Below are 16,067 nucleotides of genomic sequence, written 5' to 3' on the forward strand. Positions count from 1 at the left end.
CTTGCGATTGACTCTTTGTACATATTGCTATGAACACTCATCGTTACATTGATTTAAATTTTGACTGCCAACCCTAAGGCTAAGCAGTTTCGATTAACTCAACACCTGTGAGTGTCCACACAGATTTGCTTGATAAATTGTTAAAGAGCGTTGACCTTATTCACTGCGTGGCAATGGGTCGAGGCTGATGCTTCATCAGCTCAGGGTCGTGCATTTTACGCATTTCCCGGTTGGCGTCAAGGAGTTTTTTCAACTTCTTTTCCGCCCATCTACTTGATATACATCAGTCGATGAACTGTCACCGCTACTTGCTTAACGCCTTGTGTTTCGCTGTCTGCCGTGTCAGTGGATGCGCATTATAGGGAGTTCCAGCGGCCGCGCAAGGGCTTTTTCTCAATGAAAAGCTCGGACGTCCAATTTTCAGGCATAACGAACATTTTTTGGCTCACTCGACGCCAAACGAGTTGTCAAAATTACGCTTTAAGTCAAAATAACACCGTTGAAGTTCATTTTTTCGTCAGCGCTCTGGTTTAAAAGTAAATAATTCATTACCATATAAGCTGCCATTAACAGTTAATTATCAATTTTCATTTCATTAGAGATCATCTTATGCAGAAGTCATTCCTTATAATATTGATTGTCACCATACTCGGAGCCTTTGCGATCTTTCAGTTCGCCCCAAGCCTGCCCGCCTATGTTGGATTTATCCTTGGCGCAGTGATAGCCAGCTTGGTCTTTGCATTCACACCTGCCAAGTCGGCAGATGATGAGGAAGAAGAATATGTCGGTCCAACCATGACCTTATATGTAGGTAACTTGCCTTATAAGGTACATGAAGGAGAAGTTAAGGATTTATTCCATGAATTCGGCCCAGTGAATTCGGTGCGTCTGGTGCGGGATCGTAAGACAGGGCGTCGTAAAGGTTTCGGCTTTGTCGAAATGTCTGAGGCCGGCGCGCAAAAAGCCATGTCCAAACTCAACGACTACAATTTCCAGGAAAGAACCCTTAAAGTCAGGGAAGCCAAGACCCAAGATTCTGATACCGACCGAAACGGCGACAATTAATCTGCTCGACTAGACGACATTGACCCTGGTGGTAACCGCTCAATTGTAGTGAAACCATGAGCGGTCAATGTCGCTGTCAGTCCTGAGGTGAGTGCCTCACTGGTATAAAACGCCTGCAATAAGGGACCTTCCCCACTCAAGGCCGCTTCGGCCGGCAATAAATGACTCACTCTATTGGCTATCGCCTCCCCCGAATCCAGCAGGGTCACCTTGTTACCCAGATAGTCCTGTAATTCTGTCCTGAGCAGGGGAAAGTGGGTACAGCCCAATACCAAGACATCGATTTCTGTGGCAGCTACCGGCTGCAACACTCGGCCCAGCTCAACAGGATCCAGACGTTCCCTGGCGGCCTTGCGCTCGGCCATCAACACCAGCTCCGCCGAACCAAACAACTCCACCCGACAATCATGAGCGAAACGTCTTATCAGATCATGGGTATAGGCTCGCTTGACCGTGGCGGGGGTTGCCAACAGGCCTATATGCTTAGATTGAGACAACTGGGCCGCGGGCTTGATCGCCGGCACCACGCCGACGATAGGCATACTCAGTCTTTGCCTGAGCGCCGGCAAGACCAAGGTACTGGCGGTATTGCAGGCGATGACGACGACAGCGGCATTGAGGTGCGTCGCCAACTCACAGACCAGCGCCACGCACCCGGCGATCAACTCCTGCTCTTCGAGCGCACCATAGGGCAACCTGGCATTGTCGAACAGATAACAGCAGTCCTTGCCGGGAAGTTGCTTGCGGATCTCCTGCAACACAGACAGGCCACCTATACCTGAGTCAAACACGAGAATGGGACGCGACAAATGATCTCTCCATTAAAAGACGGCTACGACTCATAACAGCCGGGCTGCGGCCGATTTTCCCATAGCTCAAGCCAAACCGCAAAAGCTAAGGTACTGGACATCTGCGTCACCTGGTATAATATTTGCGCCCCAATTTCCGGTCAAAGTGGATCAACTAATGAATTTAGCAGCAATGGACCCTCAAACCTACGACGCGCAATTGCAACAAAAGCGCATTAAGCTTGAGCAAGCCTTTGCCCAGTTTGAGCCCCCTGAGATTGAAGTGTTTGCATCCGAGCCTGCGCATTACCGTATGCGGGCCGAGTTCAGGGTCTGGCACGAAGGTGACGACCTGTACTACTACATGTTCGACAAAGTGCTCAACGCCAAGGTGCGTTGCGAGCAATATCTGCCGGCGAGCGAATTGATCAACAAAATGATGTTGGCGCTGATGGCCGAACTCAGACCCAATCCAACGCTGCGTCACAAGCTGTTTCAAGTCGACTTTTTATCCACTCTCAGTGGCGAAATCCTGGTGTCCTTACTGTATCACAGACAGCTGGATGACGATTGGCGCGCCCAAGCCAATGCCCTGAAGCAGAGACTATCGGCCGAGTTCAAGGTCAACCTGATTGGCCGTGCCCGTAAGCAAAAAATTGATCTGGATAAGGATTTCGTCGTTGAGTCACTCGAGGTCAATGACAAGACCTTCTTATATAAGCAGATAGAAAACAGCTTCACCCAGCCCAATGCCAAGGTTTCGGTCAAGATGCTCGAATGGGCGCTGGATGTTACCCAAGACAGCCGGGGAGATCTGTTGGAACTCTATTGTGGCAACGGTAACTTTTCGATTGCACTGGCACAAAATTTCGAGCGGGTGCTGGCGACCGAATTGGCCAAACCATCGGTCGATGCGGCACAATACAATATCGAAGTGAATGGCATAGAGAATCTGCAGATCATCCGCATGTCGGCGGAAGACTTCAGCGATGCCATGGCGAAGAAGCGCAGCTTCAGACGCCTGGATGGCATAGATCTGGACAGCTATGTGTGCAATACCATCTTCGTCGATCCCCCGAGAGCCGGCATAGATCCCGACACTCTGGCGCTGGTACAAGGCTATGAACGGATACTGTACATTTCCTGCAATCCCACGACCCTGCGGAATAACCTCGAGGTTCTGAGCGCAACCCACAGAGTGGTCCGCTTCGCCCTGTTCGACCAATTCCCCTACACAGAGCATATGGAGTCAGGGGTGTTGCTCGAACGACACCCATGCTGACCCGGCAACCGACCCAATAAAGAAGGCGCATAGGGCGCCTTTTTTATTGGGTATTACTCCACTAGCGGGTATGGCTATCTATGCTCCAGCTTACGCTGCAAGGCCTCGGCGCCCGTGGCGACCATACGCAATTGCATCACCAGGTTATCGGCCAGCACTTTCCTGTCGGCACGTTTCATATCCAATGCCGCAGCGCCGGCATTGAACACCAGGGTGACCAAGGCTTCGGCCTGCGCCCTGGCGAGCACCGGCAAGCGGTTGGCACTGGCTTCGGTATAGTGGGCCAGCTCGGAGATAAAGTGCTCTATTTCACGCTCGACTGCGGCCCGGAACGCCGCCGAGGTCCCGGAGCGCTCGTGCAACAGGATGCGAAACACATTGGGATTTGAGTCCAGCACTTCCATGAAGGTGTCGACCGAGATACGGATCACGCTGCCGCCGGCCTCTGCCCGCTGGCGGCCCTTGCGCATCATCTGCCTCAGGGTCAGCCCGCCCTCATCGACCATGGTCAGTCCGAGTTCATTCATGTCCTTGAAATGACGATAAAAAGATGTAGGTGCTATGTTGGCTTCCCGTGCAACTTCACGCAGACTCAGACTGGAAAAACTCCGCTCGGCACTCAACTGGTTAAAAGCAGCATCGACGAGTGCCCGCCGTGTTTTCTCTTTCTGCTGTGCCCTTATCCCCATGCCCATAACAAAAATCCATAACTGAATGTAATCCAGGGATAATACCGCTTTTGCCCCGGAAACACATCTCCAACGCGCTTGACCCCATGCTGCCGCTGATATAGATTAGCTTACAGTTGTACGCTCAATGCGATATTTGGAACTCATAAATGAAAAAACCCCCTTTGATTTGGCTGAACGTCATACTCTTTGCCGTGACGTTTCTCGGTACCCTTGTCCTCATACCCTGGCGCGGAATGACCGACGGCTATGATGCCGTCGAATGGCTGTCCTTCATCGGCCTGGCCTATGCCAGCGGCCTGTCCATTACCGCAGGCTACCATAGACTCTGGTCACACAAGGCCTACAAGGCCAGTGCGCCGGTGCGCTTCCTGTTCGCCCTCGGCGGTGCCCTGGCGTTGCAAAACAGTGCCTTGCATTGGGCTTCAGATCATAGAATTCATCATAAGCATGTCGACGACAACGACAAAGATCCCTATTCGGCGAACATGGGTTTCTGGTACAGCCACATAGGTTGGATGCTGCGCGAGTATCAGGCCCAGCGCTATCATGATTATAAAAATGTCCGCGACATGCAGAGCGACAAGATAGTCATGTGGCAGCATAAGCACTACCTGGCGCTGGCACTGCTGATGAACATAGGCCTGCCGGCATTCCTCGGCTGGCTCAATGGCGATATCATCTCCATGTTGCTTATGGGTGGCCTGCTGCGTTTGGTGGTAGTACATCACTGCACCTTCTTCATCAACTCGCTGGCACACATCTGGGGCAAACAACCGTACACAGATAAGAATACCGCCCGTGACAATGGCATTCTGGCGCTGTTTACCTATGGTGAGGGTTATCATAACTTCCACCATATCTTCGAAAACGATTATCGCAACGGCATCAAGTGGTGGCATTACGATCCAACCAAATGGTTGATCAAGAGTTTATCCTGGCTGGGCTTGGCCAAGGATTTACGCACCAGTCCCCAGGAGCGCATAGAGAGCGCCAGGTTGCAGATGCAATTGCTGCATACCAAGAATCAGATTGCCCATCTGCATAATTATGATGAGCTGCTCGAGCGTATTCATGCCGAATATGAGCTGATGAAGACCCACTTGCTGGAGTACTATCAGGCCAAGAAAACTTTGCTCGAGGCCAAGCGGCAGCAGCTGGTCGACGCTCAGCTCAAGACCCAGGTCGAAGAGCTGAAGGCCCGCTTCCTGGTCCAGCAGAAGAACTGGAAACTGCTGACGGCGAGCTATTGCTGATCCGGGTTTTCAACTAAAGTCCCACGGCCAGCTTGCATGGTGGCCGTATCTGACTATCATGATGTCCTAATATTCCAGATACAGGCCGTCGAGATCATGTCAGAGTCCAGCATTAAACTTACCGAGTACAGCCACGGCGCTGGTTGTGGCTGTAAAATATCCCCCAAGGTGCTGAGCACTATTCTGGCGTCACAACTGCCCGTATTTACCGATCCCGACCTGCTGGTAGGCAACCAGAGTCGCGACGACGCCGCCGTCTACAGACTCAACGACCAAACCGGCATCATCAGCACCACAGACTTCTTCATGCCGATAGTCGACGATCCTTTCACCTTCGGCCGCATCGCCGCCACCAATGCCATCAGCGATATCTACGCCATGGGCGGTAGCCCCATGATGGCGATCGCCATCTTGGGTTGGCCCGTGAGTAAGCTGCCGCCGGAAGTGGCGCAACGAGTGGTGGATGGCGGCCGTCAGGCCTGCGCCGATGCCGGCATCATGCTCGCAGGCGGGCATAGCATAGATGCACCCGAGCCCATCTTCGGCTTGGCGGTGACGGGGCAAATCCCGCTCAAGGAACTCAAGCAGAACGATACCGCCAAGGCAGGTGACAGGCTGTACCTCACCAAACCTATCGGCATAGGGATACTCACCACGGCGCAGAAACAGAAGAAGCTGCTGGATGAAGATGCCCATATCGCCATAGACGCCATGTGCCGACTCAATACCATAGGCAGTAGCATTGCCAAGATAAAGGGCGTGAACGCCATGACGGATGTCACCGGCTTTGGCCTCGCCGGCCACTTGCTGGAAGTCTGCCACGGCGCCGGCCTGCAGGCCCGGCTGGCACTGGGCAGCATTCCGCTGTTGCCGAAGGCGGAAGCCTATCTGGCCATGGGCTGTGTCCCGGGTGGTACCCATAGAAATTACGACAGTTATGGCGAGCACTTACCCAAGTTAACCGATGAGCAGAAGGCGCTGCTATGCGATCCCCAAACCAGCGGCGGCCTGTTGGTGGCTGTCTCTGCCGAGGCCGAAGCCGAACTGATCGCATTGCTGCAACAGCATGACATAGCGCCCGTCTGTATAGGCAGCCTGGTCGAAGGCACATCTGCCAGCACCCTGGAACTCATCTGATGACGCGCAACATCATTCCGGCCAGCGAATACCGTCAGCTTCTGGTGAGCGACCACCCCATGATGGATGTCAGGGCGCCGGTCGAATTCATCAAAGGCGCCTTTCCCGGCTCGACCAATCTGCCGCTGATGGTCGACAGTGAAAGGCAGAAGGTAGGCACCTGCTACAAGGAGCAAGGCCAGCAAGCCGCCATCGAACTGGGACACTCACTGGTATGCGGCAAGATAAAGCAACAGAGGATAGATGCCTGGCTGGGCTATTTTGCCGCCAAGCCACAGGCCTATCTTTATTGTTTTCGCGGCGGCCTGCGCTCTCAGCTGACCCAGCAATGGCTCGAAGAAGCTGGCATGGCCATCCCCTACATTCAGGGGGGCTACAAGGCGATGCGCCAATACCTGATAGAGGTGATAGACGCGGCGCCCAGGCAAAAGCCCATCTGTATTCTCAGCGGCATCACAGGCAGCGGCAAGACGGAGCTGTTGCAACAGCGCAGCGAAGCCGTAGATCTCGAAGGCATAGCCAATCACAGGGGCTCGAGTTTTGGCAAAAATGTCACCCCCCAGCCGTCGCAGATCAACTTCGAAAACGGCTTGGCCGTGGCACTGCTCAAGCATCAGGACAGAAACGGGCATTGCCTGCTGCTGGAGGATGAAAGCTTCCTCATAGGCCGCAATGCCATACCCAAGCCCTTCTATGAGAGCATGCAAGACGCGCCCATTCTGGTATTGGAAGAGTCTGACGAGCTCAGGCTGCCGAGATTGTTGCGCGACTATGTTCAGCGGATGCATGCGGATTATGTCGCGCGTCTGGGGGAAGAAGCAGGTTTCGAGGCCTTCAGCCAATACCTGCTGCTGAGTATCGATGGGGTGAAGAAGCGTCTCGGTGGCAAGTTACATGGCGAGTTCCAGCAGTTGATCGCCAGGGCTTTGGCGGCACAATTGCAGCGCAATGATATCAGCCTGCATCTGGAGTGGATCTCTCTGTTGCTGGAGAAATACTACGACCCCATGTACCTCTACCAGCTGCAACAGAAACAACCCAGGGTCATTTTCAGCGGCGACCGCCAGGCCATCCATGAATGGTTGGATGAAAGGGCCAACAGCTGAATCCTGAGCCAGAGAGGCGCCTGCACTGCTAGCGGCCCGGCTCGGCGCCAAGCACGCCGGGTTTGATGCTCAGCCGAATCTTAGCGCCGAAGGCGAGCCCCGGGCCATTGCCCTGATATGGGCCTCGCCCCTGGGTATCCGCTTCCCCGGCCATGCGCAGCGACAGGGAGAACACAGGCACAGACTCCCGCGCCAGCATGTCGGCGATCCCGGGACAGAGCTCATCCGCCCCGGCGCTCGCATCTTCACAGTCCGCAAACAAGAGGCATACCAGCTCGCCCCGGGCCAGGGCCTGACGGATGGACTCAAGCGCCCTATGCTCTTCAGCCTTTAGCGACGAGCGAATGACGAGGGCGGCGCCACGGCGCAGAAGCGGCGCACACCAGAGGCGCTCCTCTCCAGCGGCATTAGCGGCAGCGCTCCCCAGTCTGGATCCGGGGATCACTAAAGCTATCTTGCGGGCCGACGCCCGTAACACCAACAAGGCAGCGGCCCCATCCCGACTATTGCAAATCATCACCCCGGCATCCCCTTTGCTTGGGAGCCACTCGTGGCCCTCGACGCTGACCCTATACCAGAGGTGGCTGACAAGATAACCGATAAACCTCAGGGCAAACTCGGGCATCCTGACATAGACAAACAGAGCCACCAGGGCATTGGCCAACGCCAGCGCCAGAAATAGCTCGGGAATGCTCCAGCCCCCCCCCCCGAGCAGCAACATGGATAAGATGGCGGAACACACCATGAAGAAGGCATTGACTATGTTGTTGGCGGCTATCGCCTGGGCACATTCACCTGCGGCGGCACGTGCTTGAATGAAGGCATACAGAGGCACTATGAACAGGCCACCGCTGACGCCAACCAGTAGCAGATCCAGCATCAGCCGCCAATGTCCGGCCGTGGCAACAAATTCCAGCAGGCCGAAAAGCTGTCCGGCAGCGGGTTCCGGGGTCGCCCAATAAACATCGCCACCGAAGAGACTCAATCCCAGGGCGCCGAATGGCACCAAGCCGAGTTCCACCTGACCGGCGGAGAGGCGGCTGCACAGCAGCGACCCCAGGGCTATGCCGATGGAAAACAAGGCCAGCAACACGGAAACCACTTCGGCCCCCGCCTGCAGATGCAATCTGGTAAAGTTGGGAAATTGCGTCAGGTAAGTGGCGCCCAGCAACCAGAACCAACTGATGGCGAAAATCGCCATCCAGATTTCCGGCGTGCTGCGGGCCTGCTTCAGGGTACGCCAGGTGCCGGCGAGAGGAGTGAAAGTTAGCTTTTGTACCGAACCTGGCGGCGGCAAGGATGGAATGCCACGGCTGGCCAGGTACCCGATCAATGCCAGCGACAGCACAGTCAGCGCCGACCAGAGGGTCGCCCGCTCGCTGGCGACGATGAAACCGGCACTCAGGGTGCCGAGCAATATCGACAGGAAGGTCCCCAGCTCGACCCAGGCATTGCCGCCGACCAGTTCGTCTTCGGCCAGCGCCTGGGGCAGCAAGGAATATTTCACCGGACCGAAATAGGCCGACTGGGTCCCCATCAGGAACAAGAGCAACAACATCTGCAGATAGTCGTGATTGACTATGGCGATGGCGGCACAGGACATGATCACCAGCTCGAGCAGCTTAAGGGAGCGGATCAGCTTGGCCTTATCCCGGTTGTCGGCAACCAGACCTGCATGGGCAGAAAACAGGAAGAAGGGCAGGATAAAAACCCCGGCGGCGAGGTTGACGAAGACATCGACGCCCGTGGGCAGAGTCCCCACCTGGGAATAGGTCACCATCAACAGCAACACATTCTTGTAGATGTTGTCGTTCAACGCCCCCAGGCACTGAGTCACGAAATAGGGTAAGAAACGTTTACTCAGTAGCATATCGCTGCCTTATGACCTGATTTCATGCCAGCCCGGGGCCAAGACTCGTCCTGCCATCAACCCAAATCTTGGGCATAGGGACTCATGCTGCACAGTCCAGGCCATGGGTCATCACCAGCCTGGGCTCACCTTCACCGAAGTAATCGGCTTCGAAACCTGTCTCCACAAAACCCAGCCTGAGGTACAGATGCACCGCCGGATTGGCGGGATCCACTGTCAGCAGGATCTGGGTCGCACCGGCGGGCACAGCCTGGAGCAGCGCCCGCACCAGGGCGGCACCTATGCCTCGGCCGCGCATTTCCGGGCTGACGGCCACAGACAAGATCCACAACTGCCCCTGCCGCTCGGCCGTCACGGCCAAGAGATAACCCAACAGCCGTTGCTCGGCATCCAGGGCCACCAACAAGCCCGCAGGCCAGCAATCCAGGGATTGACGAAAGAAAAAATCCGGGTAGCAGTGCTCGCCAAATACGGCGCATTCGAGCCGATAGATCTGCGCCAATTCATCCCGGGTGGCGGGACGCACGCAAACGCACGGGGATGAGAGTATGACCGCCGACAAAATTACTCCCCTCTCAGTATCTTATCCCACTCCAGGTTCGGCGCGCCGACCACTATGAAGTTGGGGTTTTCCAGGGTTTCACGCTCGTTGTAGGTCAGGGGCTGGAGCTCGATATCCATCAATTGTCCCCCCGCCTCTTCGACTATGATCTGCGCTGCGCCCGTATCCCACTCCCCGGTTGGGCCTATCCGCACATAACAATCGGCGCGGCCTTCGGCCACCAGGCAACTCTTGAGTGCGGCACCGCCCATGACCACCAACTCGCAATATTTCGGCTGGTTGAATAACTTGAGCACAGACTGGGGGTCCTGTCGGCGGCTGACGGCGAGTCTCAGAGACGCTTCTTCCCCTGTGGCTATCTGCCGACTGCTGATGCGCACTTCCTGTTTATCAGTGCGCTTATAGGCTCCCAGGCCCGCAATCGCATAGTAGCAAACCTGAGTCATAGGCACATACACCACCCCGGCAACGGGCCTGTTATGTTCGACCAGGGCGATGATCACCGAGAAGTCGCCGCTGCCGGCAATAAACTCTCCCGTGCCGTCGAGCGGATCCACCAGCCAATAACGTTTCCAGGAGGCGCGCTCATTCAGGGGGATATCGGCCGCCTCCTCGGACAGCACCGGGATGTCCGGCGTCAATGCCGACAGGCTGCGATAGATGATGTCATGGGCGGCGAGATCGGCCGAGGTCACAGGGGTATTGTCGGCCTTGAGTTCCCGCTCGAAACTGCCCTCCAGGTAAATATCACGAATGCGCTGACCGGCTTCGGTCGCTATCTCTATGACTCGGTCGATTATATCTTCTGGCTTCATAACAACTCCAATCGCTGTACCGCTAACGCAGCTCCGGACGGTATCCCTCAGGACGCCAGAGAGTAAGGCATTACTTAAGTTCTAGATGTTTCTGCGCTAAAAACAACGCACTGACGCTCCTGGATTCGGAGAAATCCACCTCATCGAGCAGGGTTCGCCATTCGGACAGAGACCAGGGCACCACTTCTATGGGTTCGGGCTCATCCCCCTCGAGACGGCTCTCGTAGAGATCCTCGGCGAGAAATATCTGCATCTTGCTGGCAAAATACCCGGGCGCCAGACTCAGCTCCTTCAGCAGGGTCAGGCTGCGGGCGCCGAAACCTATTTCTTCCTGCAGTTCGCGATTGGCGGCATCACAGGGTAACTCTCCCGGATCTATCAGACCCTTGGGGAAACCCAGTTCATAATTATGGGTACCGGCGGCGTATTCCCGGGCCAGCAACAACTGTCCCTCATGCACGGGCACTATCATCACGGCACCCCGGCCGCCGCCCTTCATGCGCTCGTAATAGCGTTCGACGTCATTGGAGAATCTAAGGTGAACCTGCTCTATCTGAAACAACCGACTCTTGGCGACGATTTCTGTATGCAAGATTTCCGGCTTTCTCTGCCGCTGTGCCATAACAGCCCCTGATAAGATGAGGATAAGTGAATGTCGATAAGTGACAATCTTACTACCCTGTTGTTAATCTACAACCTGAATTTACAAGTTTCAGCCCTGTGACGCCAGCCGTGCAGTGACGGCGCCACCCGGTCACTTTAACCCTTGCTCTACCCCCTCCTGGCCGGAGCCTGAGCCTCAGGCATAAAAAAAGCGCATCGCTGCGCTTTTTTTATAGGATGCGGCTATAGGCCGGGAATGCGTCCCGAATACTTGATGGGGTAATAGCCCTGACTGTCCTTGGTACCCAAGAAGGCCAGCGACTGCTTGAGATCTTCCGGCTGCGCCGCCGTTTCCCTCACCTTGGCCGTGACTCTGAGCATGTTATTCTCATCCAGCTGTATGACCCCGGCGACCCCCAATTGGTTATGGGCTTCATCCAGCGTCAGTTGTACCTTGCCCTCGACACAACCCAGGCCGACTTCGATATCACCCAAGGGATACTCGCCGAACTGATTGTTGACCTGGGTCTGATTGAGGAACACTTTGCCTTTCAAGGCCTCACACCAGGGTTGCCCCTGGACCAGGGTCTCGACAAAGAGGCTCAGATCACCACTCACCTGGGTCTGAAAGGGCAATTTGGCCCGGCCAAGAATGAAGCTATCCGGCGCCTCGAACCTCAGGCCGGTGGCGCTTAGTCCAGCCATGGACCAGGTAAGCAAGCCCTTGCCCGTGACCGGGCTACTTCTGTCGCCCAGCTGGACCTCGGCGCTGAGCTTGCCGAGCAACAGGCTCCAGGGGCTCAATTCCCAGCTGAGGCGTTCCAGCCTGCGCTGCGGCAGACTCAGGCTCTCGATGCGGCCGGACCAGATACTGCCGCTCACCCCGGACACGCCGACATTCGCGGGCAAGGGCGCCAGCGACAGGGCCAAATGAGCCGGGAAGAGAGCCAACAAAAATACCAAGTAAATCAGTACGGCCAGTATTATTTTTTTCAGTAAACTCACAGCAACTTCCTAACTTATAACGACAACTGGATACGCCTGACTTTGACATACCCCTGGGTATCCGTCTCGGCCAAGTCCACACTCTCGAGCGACAACCCCTGCTGCTGCACCAATTCATTCAAATAACCCAGCAAGGCGTCGAAGGGCACATCATCCATCCATACCTGGATCTTGTCCCCCTGGGGCTGCATGCGGGTGATCTCCAAACCAAACTTGCCGGCGGCCTGATTCACCAGGGTGCTCAGGCTGCCTGTCACCGCAGCCTTGCCGCCTGACTGTTTCAGGCCGGCAATTTTATTGGCCGTCTGCTTCACGTAATCGAGTGTCTGCTGTTGTGCCTTGAGGCTCGCCAGCGCATCAGCCTCGGCGTTGGCTATCGGGGTCCAGATCCCCCAGTAGAAGACAGCTATCAGCAGGAAAACGCCGCCGAAACCGACCAGTTGCTGCTCACGGGAGGCCAAGCCTTCCCACCAGATGCGTAACTCAGTCATCTTACTTGCTCCTCAGGGTCAGGGTACTGGTCACCTGATCTTCGCTGCTGTTCATGGCTCCCGCCTCCAGTTGGTAACGTCGGCCGACCAGCTCTTTGAATTTCTCTATCTGGGCATACGTCTTGGCTGTCACCTGCATACGCATCTCGTTGCGGGCGGCATCGAATCTCAAGGAGTTGGGCTTGAGCTCGGGCACTTGCTTGAAGGCAGGCTCCAGGCCCTGGAGCATGGTGAAGAACTCGGCCCCATTGCCGGCGCCCTGCAGGCTGCGCAACTGGGAGTCGAGCAGGGAACGCATGAGCTCCGCACGGCCATTTGGCACCAGCTGGCGGAAGATGGCCTCGCTCTGTGCCTTCAACTCGGCGGCCTGGCCATTGGCCTGGTACAGGTTGAGGCCCTTGTTGACCAGCGCCAACACCAGGGCCAGCGCCAACACGATAGCGGCATTTTTCCATATCAGCAGCTGTTTGCTGTATTCACGCTTGGGCGCATAGAGGCCGCTAAGCAGGTTTATCGGCGCCTGGAGTATTCCCTTGGCCAACACCTGCATGGGCAACTCCAACGGCTGGGGTTGCATCTGGGTGCCCTCGAGGCTCATCTCGCTGTAGCCCGCCACAGTCACAGGCTCATCGGCGGGTAACAATTTTGGCAGGACCACAGGCAGCCAGCTTGTCGGCACACTCTGCCCTGTCCCTGGCCCCATACGCAACAGGCAGTCGTCACCGAAGCGCATCGCGGCCCAGCGGCACTGCTCCAAGGGCAACGCCAGGCAATCTGGCACCAGGCGTTTCACCTTGATCCCGGCCTCCGCCAGCCAGGATAGCCAGGACTGCATCTGCTGATGGGCAACCGCAACCACACTCAGGTCGTCGCCACTGCGCGGGCCGACAACGAAATGCATGTTGTCCACATCGTCCGCCAGTGTTTCTTCCAGCATGAAGGGCAAGGCGCGCAGCGCCTGACGTTGACCCTTCTCCGGCAGAGAAACCTGAGTGAGTGTCATGGCCGAGGCCGGCACCAGGACATCCACCGGACGGTTGCCCGCGCGCTCGGCCAGGCTCGACAAGGCATTGGCATCGGCCAATTCACCCGAAGCAATGATTTCCTGTTCCAGCTCAGACCAGACCAACCAGGAGCATGCTTGCTCCGCTGTTCTGCCTAAACGGATAAATAGCCTTTCAGTCACTGTATTTCTCCACCAAACCCGGGCGTCATCGCTTACCGAGTTCGTCTGCTATTATTTTTGTCCGCCAAACTGACGGGTGATGACCTGCATCTGGTTGCCCTTACCGCGCTTGAGCACGCTTTCCATCCTGAAGACGGCGTCATCGACCTTGGCGCCGGCTTGCAGCAGAAAGTACTGGCTGTCGACCACCAAACTCGACTTCTGCTGTTCATCCAGCTTCAGACCCGACAGGGACGAGGCTTCAAAAAACGCCTCCGCCTTCTCATAACCGCTGGCGGGACGCTGATTGATGATGCTCTCGGCCTCTCCAACCGAAATCTGATTCTCCAGCATGCCCGCCAATAGGGCAGCCTGCTCGACTTCCAGGGTGTTGACGTTCAACAGCTGCCGGTCGTCACCCGGAATGACGCACACATAGGGCAACAGCTTGAGGTATATGTCTTGGGTAAATCCCAACACGGCCCTGAGTTCACTGCGGTGATTCAGCAGGGTATTCGCCGCCCTGTAGGGCACATCACGGGACTCATATTCGGCATCTTCGGCACCGAAGGCCCCGGCAGTAGTGTCCTCGTCTATGTAATCTTTCAGTGTATGAGTCAGATGCTCGGCGGCGAAATCATCCATCCCCATGGCAACCAACATGGCCTTGAACTGTCTCGCGGCCAGGGGCAGCTTGGGTTGGCCATTTTCGACCTCCTTGCTGGCAACCGACAGGGCGTTGAGGTTGAAGCAGGCGCGCATGTCGCTGATCTTACCGCTTATGATCCCATGTTCGGCCGGAAACTGCACATCGGCCAACGCCCAGTATTGCTGCCTGTGCACCACGCCTTCGGCATCGTCCAGATCTTGCTTCAGTACCTTCTTGGCCAGCTCCTCGGAAGACATGGCATACCAGTAGGCCTGATCGTATTGGGCCAGATTCAGGGTGCGGCGCATGGACAACTGATTGCGGCCGGTGATGTTGGTGGCGATGATCGCCACCATGGCCACTATCAGCAGCACCACGATCAACGCCACTCCACGTTGTTTAGCCGCCATGGCGGTCACGGGACGCATCAGCTGCCGCCCCCATCATTCTTGCCTGAGCCCCTGCCCGTGCCGGAACTTGAGCCTGAGCCATTGTTTGTGCCCGAGCCCTGACCCGCATTCGAGCCGTTGCCCGAGCCATTATTCTGATCCTCGCTCGCGGTCAAATTCGCGCCTACGGGCAAGAGAAACTTGCGTTGTATCTTACCCAGGCCTTCGATCTCCACTTCCATGGCGATGGCCTTGGGCAGCTGGGCCGCCTCGACTTTGCGCTCCCACTTATCGTCGATGAAGAAGGAGTACTCGACCGACACCACCTTATCCATGAGCAACGTCTTCAGAGGTTCGGCGCCCAGCTCGGGCTCTGGATAAGGGTAATACCAGCGCTCCAGCCTGCCCTCCTGCACCACATAGGCCACCGACTGCAGGCTGCCCCTGGGCAAAATGCCGTCCGGATTCAACCAGCCGAGGCGATAGAACACCAGTGCCTCCGTCTCTGAGCCCAGAATGTCATTGCCGCTCTGCAGCACTGTGCTGCCGCGTCCGCCCTCCAGCAATCTGGGGGTGCGTGCCACCATTTGTCCCAGATCCCGCTCTATGGCACCGAATCCCTGCTGCAAGCCTTTGAGCCTGGCAGAGAAAGCCCTGGTAACTTCGTCGTTGGCCAGCACAGTGCCAAGCACGGCATTGGCCGCCAACCCCAGCATGGCGAAGATGGCTATGGCGATCAGCATCTCCAGCAGGGTGAAGCCCGCCTGTGGCCGGGAATGGCTATGCTTGCCTGTGTGAGCCGGGGCGTTAGCCGGCGCCGGGCTATTCTGTCTTAAGCACATAACTGCTCACTTGGGCCACGATGCGTTGCAATCTCTCGTCATCGCTGACACTGATACGTATCATGCGAAAATTGTCATCTGTGGTCTTAACCACTTCCTTGCGCCAGTACCAATCCTTGCCCGCCAGCTCGCTGCGCCCCTCTTTCTTGCCGACATCGGGAAACTTGGGATCCAGTCTGGCGTCGACCATCTGGTTATCCGCTACCCACTGGGCCAGGGTGCGCTCTTCCAGGATCGGCATGTTGGCCATCTGTTCCCCCAGGCTCTTGGTGATGGAAACGGCAGCGATGGAAAACACCGCCAGCGCCACTATCACTTCCAGCAAGGTCATGCCTTGCGCCCGGCCCATGCCG

The 16,067-nt window shown here is 56.4% G+C and carries 17 protein-coding genes; 5 read left to right on the forward strand and 12 right to left on the reverse strand.

Annotated elements, in window-relative coordinates:
• Positions 1-609 precede the first annotated feature (609 nt).
• Positions 610-1,065, forward strand: a complete 456-nt coding sequence (locus LZP73_RS16715) for an RNA recognition motif domain-containing protein (protein WP_234236099.1) — start codon at positions 610-612, stop codon at positions 1,063-1,065.
• Here LZP73_RS16715 and murI read toward each other — a convergent pair.
• Positions 1,062-1,874, reverse strand: a complete 813-nt coding sequence (gene murI, locus LZP73_RS16720; RefSeq protein ID WP_234236100.1) for a glutamate racemase — start codon at positions 1,872-1,874, stop codon at positions 1,062-1,064. The two genes, LZP73_RS16715 and murI, sit on opposite strands and share 4 nt — an antisense overlap.
• A 157-nt stretch (positions 1,875-2,031) precedes the next feature.
• Here murI and trmA point away from each other — a divergent pair, with 157 nt between their 5' ends.
• Positions 2,032-3,135 (forward strand): tRNA (uridine(54)-C5)-methyltransferase TrmA, encoded by a 1,104-nt coding sequence (gene trmA, locus LZP73_RS16725; protein WP_234236101.1) that lies wholly within the window; start codon positions 2,032-2,034, stop codon positions 3,133-3,135.
• A 74-nt stretch (positions 3,136-3,209) separates the two neighbouring features.
• Here trmA and fabR read toward each other — a convergent pair whose 3' ends face one another.
• Positions 3,210-3,824 (reverse strand): HTH-type transcriptional repressor FabR, encoded by a 615-nt coding sequence (gene fabR, locus LZP73_RS16730; RefSeq protein WP_234236169.1) that lies wholly within the window; start codon positions 3,822-3,824, stop codon positions 3,210-3,212.
• A 149-nt stretch (positions 3,825-3,973) separates the two neighbouring features.
• Here fabR and LZP73_RS16735 point away from each other — a divergent pair, with 149 nt between their 5' ends.
• The 3 genes from LZP73_RS16735 (at position 3,974) to mnmH (ending at position 7,323) form a co-directional block, all read left to right on the forward strand.
• On the forward strand, positions 3,974-5,080 hold the full coding sequence (locus LZP73_RS16735; protein WP_234236102.1) for a fatty acid desaturase: 1,107 nt from the start codon (positions 3,974-3,976) through the stop codon (positions 5,078-5,080).
• A 96-nt stretch (positions 5,081-5,176) separates the two neighbouring features.
• On the forward strand, positions 5,177-6,217 hold the full coding sequence (gene selD, locus LZP73_RS16740; RefSeq protein WP_234236103.1) for a selenide, water dikinase SelD: 1,041 nt from the start codon (positions 5,177-5,179) through the stop codon (positions 6,215-6,217).
• On the forward strand, positions 6,217-7,323 hold the full coding sequence (mnmH, locus tag LZP73_RS16745; RefSeq protein WP_234236104.1) for a tRNA 2-selenouridine(34) synthase MnmH: 1,107 nt from the start codon (positions 6,217-6,219) through the stop codon (positions 7,321-7,323). Before selD ends, mnmH begins: the two co-directional genes overlap by 1 nt.
• Before the next feature lie 28 nt (positions 7,324-7,351).
• On the opposite strand, the gene LZP73_RS16750 is transcribed toward mnmH, so the two are convergent.
• The 10 genes from LZP73_RS16750 to gspI all read right to left on the reverse strand — a co-directional run bounded on the left by LZP73_RS16750 (position 7,352) and on the right by gspI (position 16,063).
• On the reverse strand, positions 7,352-9,193 hold the full coding sequence (locus LZP73_RS16750) for an MFS transporter (RefSeq protein WP_234236105.1): 1,842 nt from the start codon (positions 9,191-9,193) through the stop codon (positions 7,352-7,354).
• Between the two features lie 82 nt (positions 9,194-9,275).
• Complete coding sequence (locus LZP73_RS16755; protein ID WP_234236106.1) at positions 9,276-9,755, reverse strand: GNAT family N-acetyltransferase; 480 nt, start codon at positions 9,753-9,755, stop codon at positions 9,276-9,278.
• 2 nt (positions 9,756-9,757) lie between these two features.
• Positions 9,758-10,570 carry a 3'(2'),5'-bisphosphate nucleotidase CysQ gene (cysQ, locus tag LZP73_RS16760; protein WP_234236107.1) on the reverse strand — a complete coding sequence of 271 codons (813 nt, stop codon included), beginning with the start codon at positions 10,568-10,570 and terminating at the stop codon, positions 9,758-9,760.
• A 70-nt stretch (positions 10,571-10,640) separates the two neighbouring features.
• A complete protein-coding gene (gene nudE, locus LZP73_RS16765) occupies positions 10,641-11,192 on the reverse strand; it encodes an ADP compounds hydrolase NudE (RefSeq protein ID WP_234236108.1) in 552 nt (183 codons plus the stop codon).
• A 224-nt stretch (positions 11,193-11,416) separates the two neighbouring features.
• Positions 11,417-12,178 (reverse strand): type II secretion system protein N, encoded by a 762-nt coding sequence (locus tag LZP73_RS16770; RefSeq protein WP_234236109.1) that lies wholly within the window; start codon positions 12,176-12,178, stop codon positions 11,417-11,419.
• A 14-nt stretch (positions 12,179-12,192) separates the two neighbouring features.
• Complete coding sequence (locus LZP73_RS16775) at positions 12,193-12,669, reverse strand: type II secretion system protein M (protein ID WP_234236110.1); 477 nt, start codon at positions 12,667-12,669, stop codon at positions 12,193-12,195.
• A gap of 1 nt (position 12,670) precedes the next feature.
• Positions 12,671-13,855, reverse strand: a complete 1,185-nt coding sequence (gspL, locus tag LZP73_RS16780) for a type II secretion system protein GspL (RefSeq protein WP_234236111.1) — start codon at positions 13,853-13,855, stop codon at positions 12,671-12,673.
• Between the two features lie 51 nt (positions 13,856-13,906).
• Positions 13,907-14,911, reverse strand: a complete 1,005-nt coding sequence (gspK, locus tag LZP73_RS16785) for a type II secretion system minor pseudopilin GspK (protein ID WP_234236112.1) — start codon at positions 14,909-14,911, stop codon at positions 13,907-13,909.
• Positions 14,911-15,615 (reverse strand): type II secretion system minor pseudopilin GspJ, encoded by a 705-nt coding sequence (gene gspJ / locus LZP73_RS16790; RefSeq protein ID WP_234236170.1) that lies wholly within the window; start codon positions 15,613-15,615, stop codon positions 14,911-14,913. The genes gspK and gspJ overlap by 1 nt, the downstream gene beginning before the upstream one ends.
• Before the next feature lie 79 nt (positions 15,616-15,694).
• Positions 15,695-16,063, reverse strand: coding sequence for a type II secretion system minor pseudopilin GspI (gspI, locus tag LZP73_RS16795; protein WP_169564997.1), 369 nt, complete (start codon positions 16,061-16,063; stop codon positions 15,695-15,697).
• Positions 16,064-16,067: the final 4 nt, after the last annotated feature.

The sequence above is a fragment of the Shewanella sp. AS16 genome (genome assembly GCF_021412365.1).
Taxonomy (GTDB): Bacteria; Pseudomonadota; Gammaproteobacteria; order Enterobacterales; family Shewanellaceae; genus Shewanella; species Shewanella salipaludis.

Excerpts from the sequence above, each read along its gene's own strand:
- gspI (WP_169564997.1), bottom strand. The coding sequence starts at position 16,063 with ATGGGCCGGGCGCAAGGCATGACCTTGCTGGAAGTGATAGTGGCGCTG.
- selD (WP_234236103.1), top strand. The coding sequence starts at position 5,177 with ATGTCAGAGTCCAGCATTAAACTTACCGAGTACAGCCACGGCGCTGGT.
- nudE (WP_234236108.1), bottom strand. The coding sequence starts at position 11,192 with ATGGCACAGCGGCAGAGAAAGCCGGAAATCTTGCATACAGAAATCGTC.
- trmA (WP_234236101.1), top strand. The coding sequence starts at position 2,032 with ATGAATTTAGCAGCAATGGACCCTCAAACCTACGACGCGCAATTGCAA.
- gspK (WP_234236112.1), bottom strand. The coding sequence starts at position 14,911 with ATGCGTCCCGTGACCGCCATGGCGGCTAAACAACGTGGAGTGGCGTTG.
- gspJ (WP_234236170.1), bottom strand. The coding sequence starts at position 15,615 with ATGCTGATCGCCATAGCCATCTTCGCCATGCTGGGGTTGGCGGCCAAT.
- fabR (WP_234236169.1), bottom strand. The coding sequence starts at position 3,824 with ATGGGGATAAGGGCACAGCAGAAAGAGAAAACACGGCGGGCACTCGTC.
- LZP73_RS16750 (WP_234236105.1), bottom strand. The coding sequence starts at position 9,193 with ATGCTACTGAGTAAACGTTTCTTACCCTATTTCGTGACTCAGTGCCTG.
- LZP73_RS16735 (WP_234236102.1), top strand. The coding sequence starts at position 3,974 with ATGAAAAAACCCCCTTTGATTTGGCTGAACGTCATACTCTTTGCCGTG.
- cysQ (WP_234236107.1), bottom strand. The coding sequence starts at position 10,570 with ATGAAGCCAGAAGATATAATCGACCGAGTCATAGAGATAGCGACCGAA.
- LZP73_RS16775 (WP_234236110.1), bottom strand. The coding sequence starts at position 12,669 with ATGACTGAGTTACGCATCTGGTGGGAAGGCTTGGCCTCCCGTGAGCAG.
- mnmH (WP_234236104.1), top strand. The coding sequence starts at position 6,217 with ATGACGCGCAACATCATTCCGGCCAGCGAATACCGTCAGCTTCTGGTG.
- LZP73_RS16715 (WP_234236099.1), top strand. The coding sequence starts at position 610 with ATGCAGAAGTCATTCCTTATAATATTGATTGTCACCATACTCGGAGCC.